The sequence below is a fragment of the Pseudoalteromonas sp. T1lg88 genome (genome assembly GCF_002964765.1).
Lineage (GTDB): Bacteria > Pseudomonadota > Gammaproteobacteria > Enterobacterales > Alteromonadaceae > Pseudoalteromonas.
This window is the reverse complement of record NZ_PQCF01000003.1, coordinates 23424-38107: the sequence shown is the minus strand read 5'-3', so window position 1 is coordinate 38107 and position 14684 is coordinate 23424. Positions and strand designations below refer to the sequence as shown.

Sequence of the window (14684 nt, the reverse complement as noted above, 5' to 3'; positions counted from 1 at the left end):
TAGGCAGGAACAAAGCTATGGCTTTAACACATCTTCAGCAGCTTGAAGCTGAAAGCATCAAAATTATCCGCGAAGTCGCGGCTGAATTTGAAAACCCGGTAATGCTTTACTCCATAGGTAAAGACTCCTCGGTGCTATTACACTTGGCCCGTAAGGCTTTCTTTCCGGCGAAGATCCCCTTCCCCTTGTTGCATGTAGATACCGACTGGAAATTTCGCGAGATGATTGAGTTTCGTGATCGCATGGCCAAAGAATACGGCTTTGACCTGCTGGTACATAAAAACCCCGAAGGTTTGGCAATCAATATCAGCCCCTTCGTACACGGCTCCAGCAAGCACACCGACATCATGAAGACCCAGGGTCTGAAGCAGGCGCTTAATCAGTATGGTTTTGATGCCGCCTTCGGTGGTGCCCGCCGTGACGAGGAGAAATCCCGCGCCAAGGAGCGCGTCTATTCGTTCCGCGATAAGCACCATAGATGGGATCCGAAAAACCAGCGTCCGGAGCTGTGGAATACCTATAACGGCGAAGTGAACCAGGGTGAAAGCATCCGTGTATTCCCGTTGTCGAACTGGACCGAGCTGGATATCTGGCAGTACATCTACCAGGAAAATATCGAAATCGTGCCACTTTACTTGGCCCAGCCACGCCCCGTGGTTGAGCGTAACGGCACCCTGATCATGGTCGACGATGAGCGTATGCCACTGAACGAAGGCGAGCAGCCGCAGCTGAAGTCGGTACGTTTTCGTACCCTGGGTTGCTACCCGCTTACCGGCGCGGTGGAATCCGAAGCCAATACCCTGACCGGCATTATCGAAGAAATGCTGCTGTCGACATCATCGGAGCGTGAGGGCCGCGTAATCGATCACGATTCCGCCGGTTCCATGGAGAAGAAAAAACGTGAGGGCTATTTCTAATGTCAGCAACTGCCAATGAAGTAAAAGAATTAGGCATAGAGGCCTATTTAACGCGCCAACAAGACAAAAGCCTGTTGCGCCTGTTGACCTGTGGCAGCGTTGACGACGGTAAATCGACGCTGATCGGCCGTTTGTTGCACGACAGCCACCAGATCTATGAAGATCAACTGGCGGCACTGCATAAAGACAATGAAAAGGTGGGTAACGCCGGCGAAGAGCTGGATTTAGCCCTGCTGGTTGATGGCCTGCAGGCAGAGCGCGAGCAAGGCATCACCATAGATGTGGCCTATCGCTATTTCTCCACCGCCAAGCGCAAGTTTATTATTGCCGACACCCCGGGACACGAGCAATACACCCGAAACATGGTGACCGGCGCGTCAACCAGTGATCTGGCGATTATTCTGGTTGATGCCCGCTATGGTGTACAGGTGCAAACCAAGCGCCACAGCTTTATCTGTGACTCACTTGGTATCGAGCAGTTTGTGGTAGCCATCAACAAAATGGATATCGTCGGCTTCGATGAAACTGTGTACGAAAAGATCAAGGCCGATTACCTTAAGTTTGCCGAGCAGCTGAATGTCAGCGATATCAAGTTTGTGCCCATGTCAGCCCTTAAAGGCGACAACGTGGTGACTCGCTCCGAGCACACGCCGTATTACACGGATAAGCCCTTACTTGAGTTGCTGGAAGACTCTCCGGCGGCAGCCACCAATAATGGCTTTGAAGCCCGCCTGCCGGTGCAGTATGTGGTACGCCCTAACCTTGATTTCCGTGGTTTCCAGGGCACTATCACTTCGGGCGAGTTTAAGGTTGGCGATGCAGTGAAGGTACTGCCTTCGGGTAAAACCTCCAGCATCAAGGAACTGGTCACCTTCGACGGCAACCTGGAGAGCGCAGAAGCCGGTCAGGCAATCACCATGACCTTGAACGACGAGATAGATATCAGTCGCGGCGATGTGATCGTACCGAGCGCTTCCACTTCGGTGGCGACCAACCAGTTGCAAGCCAAACTGGTATGGATGCACGAAGAGCCTTTGGTTGTCGGCAAAACCTATAACCTTAAGTTGGGTGCCAAGAAAACTGCGGCGGTGATCTCACGCATAGATCACACCATAGACGTAAATACCTTGGCCCATGGCGAGGCGGACAAGCTGCAGCTTAACGAGATTGCCATAGTGACTGTGGATTTGACCGAACCCTTGCTAGCGGATGTGTATCGCAATAACCGCGAAACTGGTGCCTTTATCCTGATCGACCGCCTGTCTAACCTGACCGTGGGTGCGGGTATGGTTGAGCAGGTATTAGCAGCTACGCAGGAGCAACAAGCAAGTCAGTTCAGCGACTTTGAAGTTGAGCTAAATGCCCTGGTGCGTAAGCACTTCCCGCATTGGCAAGCATTAGACATCAGTAAGTTGCGTTAAGCCATGGATGCCGTTTTTTATGTGCTGATAATAGCCGCCTTATTTGCCGCCTTGGTTTTGACCCATGTGCGCCCGGCGACCCTGTTTTTCAGCGCATTACTCGGCTGCTATGCCCTGGGGTATGTGGATACCCCAACCCTGCTGGGCAACTTTACCAACACCGGGCTGGTTAGCCTGGTGTTGTTGATGCTGGTCTCCATCGCCCTGGAGCGTACCTCCTTGTTGCAGATTTTGGCCAAGCGCATCGTTGACCCTTCCTTGAAATTAAGCATTATCAAGGTAAGTACGCTGACGGCAGCAGCATCGGCGTTTTTAAATAATACCGCCGTGGTCGCCTCTTTAGTTGGGCCACTGACCCGCAATAAGCATCATGCACCTTCTAAGTTGTTGATCCCACTGTCGTATGCGGCCATTTTGGGCGGCACGACTACGCTCGTTGGTACTTCCACCAATCTCATAGTCAATAGTTTTACCCAACAATATGATGGCCTGAGCCTGGCCATGTTTAGCTTTTTACCCATAGGTCTGGCCGTCACTCTGGTGGGCGTCCTCTTGCTGATCTTTTGCCATAAGCTGCTGCCCGACTACCCCAGGGTTGAAGGCGAACACAAGGAGTACCTGCTTGAAGCCAAGGTTAATGCGGACTCCCCCCTGATTGGCAAAAGCATAGAAAAAAATGGTTTGCGCGATCTCGATGACCTCTTCTTAGTGGAAATCGTTCGCGAAAAGCGTTTGATCAGCCCGGTTCGCCCACAAAACAAGGTACGCGCCGGCGACAAGCTTATTTTTACCGGCAATGTGCAGAGCGTGACCGCCCTGCAGCGCATTCCCGGGATCACCCTGTTCGCCGACAGCAATGGTTTACTGAGCTCAAACCTGCAAGAAGTCATAGTCACCCACACCTCGACCCTGGTGGGCCAGACCTTAAAGGACGTGGGTTTTCGCGCCAAATTCGATGCCGCTGTGGTAGCGATCCACCGCAACCGTGGACGCCTCTCTGGCAAGCTTGGCGAGGTTGCCATACGTCCCGGCGACCGGCTGATGCTGGCGGTGGGCCGCGACTTTCAAAACCGTAACAACCTGGATAAGAACTTTTACTTTGTCAGCGAGCACAGTGTCGCCAAGGCCTACAATCGCGTTAGCGAATTTGCCCTGCTTGGCGGCTTTGCCGCGGTTATCGCCCTGGCCGCCAGCGCACTTGTGCCCCTGGTGCAGGGCCTATTGGTGTTTGTCGCCCTGCTGCTGGCCACCAAGGTGCTCGACGGCCAGGAATTAAAACGCCGCTTTCCCTTTGAGCTGGTGATCATCATCGCCTCGGCCCTGGGTCTGGCCAATGCCTTTAGCGGCTCAGGTGCCGAGCTGGCCTTGCAGCAATTACTGGGAGAGCACCAGGGGCTGACCCCCTTTATGGCCCTGGTATTGGTGTATGTGCTGACCGTACTGCTGACCGAGCTGATCACCAATAATGCCGCTGCGGCGCTGATGTTCCCGCTCGCCTATGGCCTGGCCAGCTCCTTAGAGGTAAGCCTGATGCCTTTCGCCATGACGGTGGCCTATGGCGCCAGCGCCGCCTTTATCAGCCCATATAGCTACCAAACCAATATGATAGTGATGAACGCCGGCCAGTATCGCTTTGCCGACTTTGCCCGCCTAGGTGTGATAATGTCTTTGGCCTATGCCGCCGTGGTACTGTCACTGATTGGTTATGTATTTGAGTTTTAAGATCGAGACCTGAGAATGGATGAAAACATAGTGTGGCACCAACACGGTGTCGATAAGCAAAAAAGACAACAGCAAAATGGCCATAAAAGCTGCATTCTGTGGTTTACCGGCTTTTCCGGCTCGGGCAAAAGCACCATAGCCGGCGCCCTGGAAGCCAAGCTGCATGAGTTGGGCCAGCACACCTATTTGCTTGATGGCGATAATGTCCGCCACGGCCTCTGTGGCGATCTCGGCTTTAGCGACGCCGATCGCAAAGAAAATATTCGCCGCGTCGGTGAAACCGCTAAGCTTATGGTCGATGCCGGATTAATTGTACTCACCGCGTTTATTTCCCCATTTCAGGAAGAAAGAGATATGGTACGTAATCTGGTGGGTGAAGCCGAGTTTATCGAAGTGTATTTAGATACACCTTTAGCCACCTGCGAACAGCGCGACCCTAAGGGCTTGTATAAGAAAGCGCGGGCAGGTGAAATCGCTCATTTTACCGGCATTGACTCTGACTATGAGGTGCCGCGTAACCCTGAGCTCACCCTGGATACTTCAACACAGGATATAGACGGCTGCGTGGCGCAACTTATCGCCTATCTACGCGGCAAAAACATAATAGGATAGCCAATGACTTCTCCAGAACTGCTCGAACAGGTTGTGCAACTGGCGCAAGACGCCGGACAAGCGGCCATGCGCATCTATAACAAGGACTTTAACGTCGAGTATAAAGACGATAAAAGCCCGGTCACCGATGCCGACTTGGCCGCTCACAAGGTGATCCTTGCTGGGCTGGAGAAAATCACGCCTAAGCTGCCGGTGCTGAGTGAAGAGAGCGCCGCCATTAGCTGGCAGGAGCGACAGCAATGGCAACGTTACTGGCTGGTCGACCCCATTGACGGCACCAAGGAATTTATTAAGAAAAACGGCGAATTCACCATTAATATCGCCCTGATTGAAAACGGCGAGCCAGTACTGGGCGTGGTCGATGCCCCGGCGCTCGGGGTCACCTATCTGGCCACCCAGGATATAGGTGCCTTTAAGCAGGTTGGCGAAGCGCGCATCGAGCTGAAGGTGACTAAGAAGGAAAATAAGGGCGTGATCCGCGTGGTCGGCAGTCGCTCGCACCCGTCCGAGCAACTAGCCAACTTCCTAAAGCAGTTTGACGAAGTGGATATGGTACCCAAAGGCAGCTCGCTGAAGCTGTGCTTGGTAGCCGAAGGCGCCGCCGATATTTACCCGCGTTTAGGACCGACATCAGAGTGGGATACAGGTGCCGGACATGCGGTGGCCGTCATCGCCGTGCCACTGTGACTACGGTTGACGGAGCGCCTCTTAAATACAATCAAAAAGAAAGCTATCTCAATCCTTTCTTTATTGTCAGTGCCCTGCAATCCTAAGCAGCCCGCTACGTCGAATTGAAAGTTAAAAAAAGCAGCCTAGGCTGCTTTTTTCGTTTTCTGAATAACCTTCACAGGCTCAGTTCAAGACCACGACCTTGGGCCCAGGCTCTGACGCTGGTCTTGTCATAGGTGATTTCTTTAAACAGCTTATGCTGGCAAAACTCCAAGAAGGGCTCGGCGCTGCGACCCTGATAGAGAATACGGTTATGGTTATCATTAAAGCGCGATAGCAGCGCAAAGTATTGCTCGCCATGCGCACCTGAGAGCTTAATAGCATCGGTAATGGCCGTGCGCACCTGCTCGGCACTGCAATGATGTGCATATTTATGGCCTAAAAATTCCTCAAAAACCGCTTGTCTTGCACCCATCTTATTCTCCTATAGATCTTGGCTGGCCGCTCATCACGACCAGGCCCCTATTGTAGGCTTTTGTATGACAAATTTATGAATTGGACTACAGGCGGCGACAAAAGTTTTGTCTTTTTGCGATGCTTGCCGCCAGGCTTGGGGTATAATGGCCATCAACTAGGCAACAAGCGCCCGAACAGCATGCACGACGATATTATTGAAGTTGAACTTGAAGAAGAACCCATAGAGCTTTGTAAGCTACTTAAGGTGCTCGACCTCGCAGAGGGCGGTGGCCATGCCAAGTTATTGATCGCCGACGGTTATGTGGGCGTTAACGGCGAGTTGTGCACGCAAAAGCGAAAAAAAATCTATGCCGGTGATACGGTGCACTTCGACGGCGACACCTTTTTAATGAGCGCTGCGGAAAATATGGTACAGCGCGAGCAACACAAAGCCCCTACGCCAAAAGCTCCCAAGGCAAAGCAAGCGGCACCCGCGAAGCAAGCAGCGAAACCCGCTGCAGCCAAAAAAGCCAAGAAGAAAACCTCTAACCGCGACGAAAACACCGGCCGTAAGCCCATTTCATTCGGGTAAGTTCGCAGGGCGAGTTACAAAGTTTCCTGCCCTGACAGGTTGAAAAACACGCAAATATCCCCAAGCTCTTAAATGTGGCTAAAATTCAGCCGCAAGGAACTTTACGCATCAAATAATCGCACTGTGCGATTGTGTCATGCGCCAAGAGCAAAAGGGGTATTGAATGAAGAACAGCTTTAACACGCTTGCACAGCTTACCGTCAACGCCAAGCAATATCATATTCACTCGTTAGCAAGCTTAGGCGATAAAGCCAAGCGCCTGCCATTCTCGTTAAAGATTTTACTGGAAAACCTGCTGCGCCACGAAGATGGCGAGAACATCCACAAAGACGATATTCAGGCCTTACTTGATTGGCAACCACAAGCCGAACCGAGTAAAGAGGTGGCCTTTACGCCGGCACGGGTGGTGATGCAGGACTTCACCGGGGTGCCCGCTATTGTAGATTTAGCCGCGATGCGTGATGCCATGGAGCAACTCGGTGGCGACCCCAGCAAGATCAATCCCCTGTCACCGGCGGAGCTGGTGATCGATCACTCGGTGCAGGTCGACAGCTATGGCAACAACGGCGCCTTCGATATCAATGCCAAACTGGAATACCAGCGCAATAAGGAACGCTACGAATTTTTACGCTGGGGGCAAACGGCCTTTGATAACCTCACCGTAGTGCCTCCGGCCACCGGTATAGTGCATCAGGTAAACCTGGAGTACCTGGCCCGGGTGGTGTTTGAAAATGAGGAGCAGGGACACACCTTCGCCTACCCGGACAGCCTGGTCGGCACCGACTCGCACACCACAATGATCAATGGCCTGGGCATTCTCGGCTGGGGTGTGGGCGGCATTGAGGCCGAGGCCGCCATGCTCGGCCAACCCATCAGCTTACTGATCCCCCAGGTAGTCGGCTTTAAACTCAAGGGCGCACTGCCCGAAGGCACCACAGCCACGGATCTGGTATTAACCGTGACACAAATGCTGCGCGAAAAAGGCGTGGTCGGCAAGTTTGTGGAATTCTATGGTGATGGCCTGGCCGACTTGCCGTTGGCTGACAGAGCAACCATAGCCAATATGGCGCCGGAGTATGGTGCCACCTGCGGCATCTTCCCCATCGACCAGGAAACCATTGAGTATCTTAAACTCACCAATCGCAGTGACGAGCAAATAGCCCTAATTGAGGCGTATGCCAAGCATCAGGGAATGTGGCGTGAGGCCGGCGACGAATTCCTTTACAGCGACACCGTAGAACTGGATTTAGGTACAGTGGTACCGAGCCTGGCGGGACCAAAACGACCGCAGGATCGTATCCCGCTTGATGAAGCCGGCAAGATCATTAGCGCACATTTACGTCACTTTGAAGATGAGCGAGCCGAGAAAACTGCACTGGGGATGGAAGATGAAGCCCGCATTGTTTCCGAGGGTGGGCAGCCAAGACAATCCAAAACCGCAGCAAATACCTGCGGCATTGCCAAGGTTAAGTTTAACGGTGAGGAGTTTGAGCTTAGCGACGGCGCCTGTGTCATCGCCGCCATCACCAGTTGCACCAATACCTCGAACCCCAGTGTGATCCTCGCCGCCGGACTGGTTGCTAAAAAAGCCAAGGAGCTGGGACTGAATGTGAAGCCCTGGGTAAAAACCTCCCTGGCGCCGGGCTCACAAGTGGTCACCGACTACTTAAAAAAAGCCGGGCTTATGGATGACTTAGAAGCATTGGGCTTTAACCTGGTCGGCTATGGCTGCACCACCTGTATTGGTAATTCCGGGCCACTCGCCGATGAAATTCACCAGGCCATCATTGATCATAAATTGATCGTCAGCTCGATTCTCTCCGGCAACCGCAACTTTGAGGGGCGCATTCATCAGGATGTGAAGATGAACTTCCTCGCCTCGCCGCCTCTGGTGGTCGCCTATGCCATTGCCGGGCGCACCGATATCGATGTGTATAACGAGCCACTGACGCAAGACGAGCAAGGCCGCGATGTTTACCTTAAAGATCTCTGGCCCTCGGTGAGCGAGGTGGCGGAGCTGGTGAAGTCCACGGTCACCAAGGAGATGTTTGCGAAAAGCTATGCCGACGTTTACAAGGGCGATGAGCGCTGGCGCACTATCGCTGTGCCCGAGGCCAAACGCTATGAATGGGATGAGGCGTCCACCTATATTCGCAAGGCGCCCTTCTTTGATGGCATGAGCAAGGAGCCTCCGGGTCTACCCAGCATAGTCGGGGCCCGTTGTTTGGCGAAACTGGGCGACTCTGTGACCACAGATCATATCTCCCCGGCCGGGGCGATTAAGGCCGATGCTCCTGCGGGAGAGTATCTGCTTGAACATGGTGTATCACAAGGAGACTTTAACTCCTATGGCTCACGCCGAGGTAACCATGAGGTGATGATGCGCGGCACCTTCGCCAATGTGCGCCTGCGTAACCAACTCGCACCGGGCACCGAAGGAGGCATAACCAGAACCCAGCCAGAAGATAAGCTTGCCAGCATTTATGATGCGGCCATGCAGTACCAGCAAACGGACACGCCTTTGGTGGTGTTGGCCGGGGCCGAATATGGCACTGGCTCATCGCGGGATTGGGCGGCCAAGGGCTCCCTCCTGCTTGGCATTAAGGCGGTTATCGCCAAAAGCTATGAGCGTATCCACCGCTCCAACCTCATCGGCATGGGCGTACTGCCCCTGCAGTTTAAAGCGGGTGAAGGCCATGAAGAGCTGGGGTTAACCGGCAAGGAAACCTTCGATGTTAATGGCCTGTGCGATAAAGCCAAGGAGCTGGAGATTGTCGCCACCGCTGAGGGCGGGGGGCAAACCAAGTTTAGAGTGGATGTGCGTATCGATACCCCGAAAGAATGGGAGTATTACAAGCACGGCGGCATCTTGCAGTATGTGCTCAGACAAATGCTGCGCTCCTAAGTCAGATTAAGCCGTGCCTAGCACGGCTTTTTTCTTTTTAGGCCAAATAGCTGAGCTTACGCTCGGCCTGCAACTTAGCCACATAACGCCGTTCCAATCGCCAGGGGTGGCGTTTCCAGCCTTGGAAACCAAAACCGATAATATGCACCGGCGTTCCAGCTGCGACAAAATGCGCTATGGCCTGAGTGCCTGAGCTGGGCCATTTGGGTTTGCACTCGGGCTGCCCTAAACGCAACAACTCGGCTAATAACTGCTGCCTTACCGCCGCCGTTATTCTTTTTTTTGAGTGCGCAGGGGCAAACTTAGCCATCAGCGCTTCACCATGATCCAAGCTGCCTTGGCGACCAAGGAGACGGAAGCACGTCTGTGTAACTGGGTTAGGGGGTGGGTCTGTGATCACTAGGCTAAGCAGTTGCTGAGGATCTATATCCAAGTGTGAATGCGCTAGTTTATGGGCTTGGCGACCACGGCCACTGAGCCAGAGATCGGTGCATTTGCGGCCAAGATGCTGAGGCATGCCGGCACAAAAGTTAAAACGCACTACCCGGGTATAAGAGTCCACCTCGGCACGGATGTCTGCGGTGATAGGCGCATTGCCAATGATCAAAATCGGCTCTTTGTTCTCAGGCATGACTTACTCGCATTGCATCCATAGAGGGCGCATCCTAGAGCAAGTTTATGAAGTGCAGATGACAAAAAGCCCCGGCAGATGCCGGGGCTTTTTAGGTCCAAATAGACTTAATTAAAAATTAAGCTTTCTTCGGACGCTCGATAACATCTACCAAAGTCCAAGACTTAGTCTTAGAGATAGGCGCACACTCACGGATAGTAACTGTGTCGCCAGTCATGGCAGTGTTGTTCTCATCATGTACGTGCAACTTAGTAGTACGTTTGATGAATTTCCCATAGATAGGGTGCTTCACGTAACGGGCTACAGCAACAGTGAAAGACTTGTCCATCTTGTCGCTGATTACACGGCCTTGTAGAGTACGGATCTTATCGCTCATTATGCACCTGCCTTCTGGTTAATAACCGTTTTAACACGCGCGATATCGCGACGTACTTTACGTAGCAAATGAGATTGAGCTAGCTGACCAGTGCTTGCTTGCATGCGCAGGTTAAACTGCTCACGAAGAAGTTCAATAAGTTCAGCGTTAAGCTCTTCTACGCTTTTGTCTTTAAGTTCGCTAGCTTTCATTACATCACCGTCCGAGTTACAAAAGTGGTTTTGAATGGTAATTTACGAGACGCTAGGTTAAATGCTTCACGAGCAAGCTCTTCTGAAACACCTTCCATTTCGTAAAGTACTTTACCAGGCTGAATTTCAGCAACCCAGTATTCAACAGAACCTTTACCTTTACCCATACGAACTTCAAGCGGTTTGTTTGTGATTGGCTTGTCTGGGAATACACGGATCCAGATTTTACCTTGACGCTTGATGTGACGTGTCATAGCACGACGAGCTGCTTCGATTTGACGAGCAGTCATACGGCCACGACCAGTAGCCTTAAGACCGAAAGTACCGAAGCTTACTTTGTTACCGTTTTGCGCAAGACCACGGTTGCGGCCTTTGTGCATCTTACGGAATTTTGTACGTTTTGGCTGTAACATTATTCGCTACTCCTACTTAGCACTTTTCTTGGCTTTCTTCGGGCCACGTTTAGCAGGCTTCTCTTGCTCTTGTACTAGTGGAAGACCACCAATAACTTCGCCTTTGAAGATCCATACTTTAACACCGATAATGCCGTAAGTGGTTGCAGCTTCAGAAGTTGCGTAATCGATATCAGCACGAAGAGTGTGTAGAGGTACACGACCTTCACGGTACCACTCAGAACGTGCGATTTCTGCGCCGCCTAGACGACCGCTTACTTCAACTTTGATACCCTTTGCACCTAAGCGCATTGCGTTTTGTACCGAACGCTTCATAGCGCGACGGAACATAACACGACGCTCTAGCTGTGACGCAATACCGTCAGCTACTAGTTGTGCATCAAGCTCTGGCTTACGAACTTCAGAAATATTGATCTGAGCCGGTACACCAGCGATTTTAGTTACAGCTTGACGTAGCTTTTCAACGTCTTCGCCTTTCTTACCGATAACAACACCAGGACGAGCTGTGTGAATTGTTACACGGATAGATTTAGCTGGGCGCTCGATAACGATTTTAGCCACAGAAGCGTTCTTAAGTTCCTTAGTAAGGTAAGAACGTACTTTGTGATCGCCAAAAAGCTGCTCAGAGTAATCTTTTGTATTCGCGTACCAGGTAGAAACCCATGGTTTAGAGATACCTAGGCGAATACCAGTAGGATGAACTTTTTGTCCCATTACTTATATCTCCTAGTTATCCGAAACCACAACAGTGATGTGGCTTGTACGCTTAAGGATGCGGTCAGCGCGTCCTTTAGCACGAGGCATGATGCGTTTCATTGTAGGACCTTCGTCTACAAATACTTTCGCTACTACAAGCTCATCAATGTCAGCACCTTCGTTGTGCTCCGCGTTCGCGATAGCAGACTCAAGTACTTTCTTAACTAATGCAGCCGCTTTCTTAGGGCTGTACGCCAGGATTTCTAGGGCGCGATCTACCGGTAGTCCACGGATTTGGTCTGCAACTAGACGTGCTTTTTGCGCCGAACCAGAGGCGAATTTGTGTTTAGCTAATGCTTCCATCATAACCTCCGATTAACGTTTCTTAGCTTTCTTATCAGCAGCGTGGCCGCGATAAGTACGTGTAGGTGCGAATTCACCCAGTTTGTGACCGATCATTTCGTCTGTGACAAACACAGGAACGTGCTGACGACCATTATGGACAGCGATGGTCAATCCGATCATGTTAGGTATGATCATTGAACGACGGCTCCAAGTTTTAATTGGCTTCTTGTCACCGCTTTCCAACGCTTTCTCTACCTTCTTCAGCAAGTGCAGGTCAATAAATGGACCTTTCTTGAGAGAACGTGGCATGGCTATTCCTCAACTATTATTTAGTACGACGACGTACGATAAACTTATCAGTACGCTTGTTCTTACGAGTCTTGTAACCTTTGGTAGGTACGCCCCATGGAGATACAGGGTGACGACCACCAGAAGTACGACCTTCACCACCACCGTGCGGGTGATCTACCGGGTTCATGGCAACACCACGAACGGTCGGACGGATACCACGCCAGCGGTTTGCACCGGCTTTACCAAGTGAACGTAGCATGTGCTCAGCATTACCTACTTCACCTAGAGTTGCGCGACAGTCAGCTAGTACTTTACGAACTTCGCCTGAACGAAGACGTAGAGTCACGTATTGACCTTCACGTGCTAGGATTTGTACGTAAGCGCCTGCAGAACGTGCAATCTGTGCACCTTTGCCAGGCTTAAGCTCTACGTTGTGTACAGTCGAACCTACAGGCATGTTGCGCATAGGTAAGGCGTTACCAGCTTTGATTGGTGCATCAACACCAGACTGGATTTGATCACCTGCTTTAAGACCCTTAGGAGCGATGATGTAACGACGCTCACCGTCGGCATAACAAACCAAGGCGATGTTCGCGCTACGGTTTGGATCATACTCTAGACGCTCTACTTTAGCTGGAATGCCATCTTTAGTGCGTTTAAAGTCAATTACACGGTAATGATGCTTGTGACCACCACCGATATGACGAACCGTGATACGACCTTTGTTGTTACGACCACCGGTCTTAGAGTTCTTCTCTAGAAGCGGAGCGTATGGCTTACCCTTGTGTAGATCAGGGTTAACCACTTTAACGACGTGACGACGACCCGCAGAAGTTGGTTTACACTTTTGAAGTGCCATAATTCTAACTCCCCTTATTACTCGGCGCCGCCGACAAAGTCTAGCTCGCTACCTTCTTTAAGAGTAACGTAGGCTTTCTTCCAGTCGCTACGACGACCGAAACGCATACCAGTACGCTTTGTTTTACCCTTAACATTAAGTGTGCGAACACCAGTTACTTCTACTTCGAAAAGCTTTTCTACAGCTGCTTTAACGTCAGCTTTAGTTGCATCTTTAAGTACTTTGAAAACAATCGTGTTGTTATCTTCAGCAGATACAGTGCTCTTCTCAGAGATATGTGGAGCAAGGATTACTTTTAAAAGACGTTCTTCACGGATCATGCTAGCGCCTCCTCAAGTTGCTTTACAGCACCCTTAGTCATAACAACCTTATCGAAAGCGATTAGGCTTACTGGGTCGATGCCAGCTACGTCACGTACGTCAACCTTGTATAGGTTACGTGCTGCAAGGAATAGATTCTCTTCTACTTCTTCAGTCACGATTAGTACGTCTTTAAGCTCAAGCTCTTTAAGCTTAGCTACAAGGGCTTTAGTCTTAGGAGCTTCGATACCGAAGTTCTCAACTACAACTAAACGCTCTTGACGAACAAGCTCAGATAAGATGCTCTTGATCGCACCGCGATACATCTTACGGTTTACTTTTTGGCTGTGATCTTGCGGCTTAGCTGCAAAAGTCACACCACCGCTGCGCCAGATTGGGCTACGGATTGTACCAGCACGTGCACGGCCAGTACCTTTTTGACGCCATGGCTTCTTACCGCCACCGCTTACTTCAGAACGTGTCTTCTGAGCTTTAGTACCTTGACGAGCACCTGCTGCGTAAGCAACAACTACTTGGTGTACTAATGCTTCGTTAAACTCACGTCCAAAAGTAGCTTCGGAAACTTCAAGAGCGCCTGACGCGTCTTTAATTGCTAATTCCATCACTAAATCTCCAGGACTTATGCTTTAACAGCTGGTTTAACGATAACGTCACCGCCGATAGCGCCAGGTACTGCACCTTTAACTAGAAGCAGATTACGCTCAGCGTCAACACGTACTAGTTCAAGGTTCTGAGTAGTTACACGCTCAGCACCCATGTGACCGGCCATTTTCTTACCTTTAAACACCTTACCAGGTGATTGGTTTTGACCGATTGAACCAGGAGCACGGTGAGACAAAGAGTTACCGTGTGTAGCGTCTTGCATGCTGAAGTTCCAGCGCTTAACACCACCTTGGAAACCTTTACCTTTAGAAGTACCGGTAACGTCAACTTTGGTCACTTCGTTGAATACTTCAACAGTGATTTCGTTACCAACTTCGAAGTCGCCTTCACCGCCATTAAGACGGAATTCCCACAGACCACGACCCGCTTCAACGCCAGCTTTAGCGAAGTGACCCGCTGCTGGTTTGTTTACACGGCTAGCTTTTTTCTCGCCTGCGGTTACTTGAAGCGCGTTATAACCGTCTGTTGCGTCAGATTTGATCTGCGTAACACGGTTAGGAGTCGCTTCGATTACGGTTACTGGGATAGATACGCCATCTTCAGTGAAGATACGAGTCATGCCCACTTTACGACCGACTAGACCTAATGCCATTTTCCTAAAACCT

18 protein-coding genes and 1 pseudogene are annotated in these 14684 nt (G+C 51.1%); 7 read left to right on the top strand and 12 right to left on the bottom strand.

All coding sequences use genetic code 11. The annotated features are described in order from the left end of the window. The first annotated feature begins 17 nt into the window (after positions 1 to 17). The 5 genes and pseudogenes from cysD (at position 18) to cysQ (ending at position 5445) form a co-directional block, all read left to right on the top strand. On the top strand, positions 18 to 917 hold the full coding sequence (gene cysD / locus C2M34_RS01200) for a sulfate adenylyltransferase subunit CysD (protein WP_105199940.1): 900 nt from the start codon (positions 18 to 20) through the stop codon (positions 915 to 917). Further along, positions 917 to 2338, top strand: a complete 1422-nt coding sequence (cysN, locus tag C2M34_RS01195; RefSeq protein ID WP_105257856.1) for a sulfate adenylyltransferase subunit CysN — start codon at positions 917 to 919, stop codon at positions 2336 to 2338. The genes cysD and cysN overlap by 1 nt, the downstream gene beginning before the upstream one ends. Before the next feature lie 3 nt (positions 2339 to 2341). Further along, the gene (locus C2M34_RS01190) at positions 2342 to 4060 is read left to right on the top strand and encodes an SLC13 family permease (RefSeq protein ID WP_105257855.1); all 1719 of its coding nucleotides are present in this window, start codon (positions 2342 to 2344) and stop codon (positions 4058 to 4060) included. Between the two features lie 15 nt (positions 4061 to 4075). Continuing rightward, a complete protein-coding gene (gene cysC / locus C2M34_RS01185) occupies positions 4076 to 4672 on the top strand; it encodes an adenylyl-sulfate kinase (protein WP_105215001.1) in 597 nt (198 codons plus the stop codon). Between the two features lie 3 nt (positions 4673 to 4675). Continuing rightward, a pseudogene (gene cysQ / locus C2M34_RS01180) lies at positions 4676 to 5445 on the top strand (3'(2'),5'-bisphosphate nucleotidase CysQ). Positions 5446 to 5516: 71 nt separating this feature from the next. Here the strand turns inward: cysQ and C2M34_RS01175 are convergent. Next, positions 5517 to 5816 (bottom strand): hypothetical protein, encoded by a 300-nt coding sequence (locus C2M34_RS01175; protein WP_105199945.1) that lies wholly within the window; start codon positions 5814 to 5816, stop codon positions 5517 to 5519. 180 nt (positions 5817 to 5996) lie between these two features. On the opposite strand from C2M34_RS01175, the gene C2M34_RS01170 reads away from it, so the two are divergent. Next, a complete protein-coding gene (locus C2M34_RS01170; RefSeq protein WP_105257860.1) occupies positions 5997 to 6389 on the top strand; it encodes an RNA-binding S4 domain-containing protein in 393 nt (130 codons plus the stop codon). A 163-nt stretch (positions 6390 to 6552) separates the two neighbouring features. Continuing rightward, the gene (gene acnA, locus C2M34_RS01165; protein WP_105257854.1) at positions 6553 to 9294 is read left to right on the top strand and encodes an aconitate hydratase AcnA; all 2742 of its coding nucleotides are present in this window, start codon (positions 6553 to 6555) and stop codon (positions 9292 to 9294) included. Between the two features lie 37 nt (positions 9295 to 9331). Here the strand turns inward: acnA and C2M34_RS01160 are convergent, their stop codons facing one another. The 11 genes from C2M34_RS01160 to rplC all read right to left on the bottom strand — a co-directional run bounded on the left by C2M34_RS01160 (position 9332) and on the right by rplC (position 14671). After that, positions 9332 to 9925: a hypothetical protein gene (locus C2M34_RS01160; RefSeq protein WP_105257853.1), complete on the bottom strand. Its 594-nt coding sequence runs from the start codon at positions 9923 to 9925 to the stop codon at positions 9332 to 9334. A gap of 118 nt (positions 9926 to 10043) precedes the next feature. Further along, on the bottom strand, positions 10044 to 10301 hold the full coding sequence (gene rpsQ / locus C2M34_RS01155; protein ID WP_105199948.1) for a 30S ribosomal protein S17: 258 nt from the start codon (positions 10299 to 10301) through the stop codon (positions 10044 to 10046). After that, positions 10301 to 10492, bottom strand: coding sequence for a 50S ribosomal protein L29 (gene rpmC, locus C2M34_RS01150; protein ID WP_105189377.1), 192 nt, complete (start codon positions 10490 to 10492; stop codon positions 10301 to 10303). The genes rpsQ and rpmC overlap by 1 nt, the downstream gene beginning before the upstream one ends. Further along, positions 10492 to 10905 (bottom strand): 50S ribosomal protein L16, encoded by a 414-nt coding sequence (gene rplP / locus C2M34_RS01145; protein WP_105199949.1) that lies wholly within the window; start codon positions 10903 to 10905, stop codon positions 10492 to 10494. The genes rpmC and rplP overlap by 1 nt, the downstream gene beginning before the upstream one ends. A gap of 12 nt (positions 10906 to 10917) precedes the next feature. Then, the gene (gene rpsC, locus C2M34_RS01140; protein ID WP_105199950.1) at positions 10918 to 11619 is read right to left on the bottom strand and encodes a 30S ribosomal protein S3; all 702 of its coding nucleotides are present in this window, start codon (positions 11617 to 11619) and stop codon (positions 10918 to 10920) included. A 12-nt stretch (positions 11620 to 11631) separates the two neighbouring features. Next, a complete protein-coding gene (rplV, locus tag C2M34_RS01135) occupies positions 11632 to 11964 on the bottom strand; it encodes a 50S ribosomal protein L22 (protein ID WP_105189398.1) in 333 nt (110 codons plus the stop codon). Between the two features lie 12 nt (positions 11965 to 11976). Beyond that, a complete protein-coding gene (gene rpsS / locus C2M34_RS01130) occupies positions 11977 to 12255 on the bottom strand; it encodes a 30S ribosomal protein S19 (protein ID WP_010367084.1) in 279 nt (92 codons plus the stop codon). A gap of 16 nt (positions 12256 to 12271) precedes the next feature. After that, positions 12272 to 13096, bottom strand: a complete 825-nt coding sequence (gene rplB / locus C2M34_RS01125; RefSeq protein WP_105257852.1) for a 50S ribosomal protein L2 — start codon at positions 13094 to 13096, stop codon at positions 12272 to 12274. 17 nt (positions 13097 to 13113) lie between these two features. Continuing rightward, a complete protein-coding gene (gene rplW, locus C2M34_RS01120) occupies positions 13114 to 13416 on the bottom strand; it encodes a 50S ribosomal protein L23 (RefSeq protein ID WP_105199951.1) in 303 nt (100 codons plus the stop codon). Further along, positions 13413 to 14018 carry a 50S ribosomal protein L4 gene (gene rplD / locus C2M34_RS01115; protein WP_105189381.1) on the bottom strand — a complete coding sequence of 202 codons (606 nt, stop codon included), beginning with the start codon at positions 14016 to 14018 and terminating at the stop codon, positions 13413 to 13415. The genes rplW and rplD overlap by 4 nt, the downstream gene beginning before the upstream one ends. 17 nt (positions 14019 to 14035) lie before the next feature. After that, the gene (gene rplC / locus C2M34_RS01110; RefSeq protein ID WP_105215016.1) at positions 14036 to 14671 is read right to left on the bottom strand and encodes a 50S ribosomal protein L3; all 636 of its coding nucleotides are present in this window, start codon (positions 14669 to 14671) and stop codon (positions 14036 to 14038) included. Between the last annotated feature and the right edge of the window lie 13 nt (positions 14672 to 14684).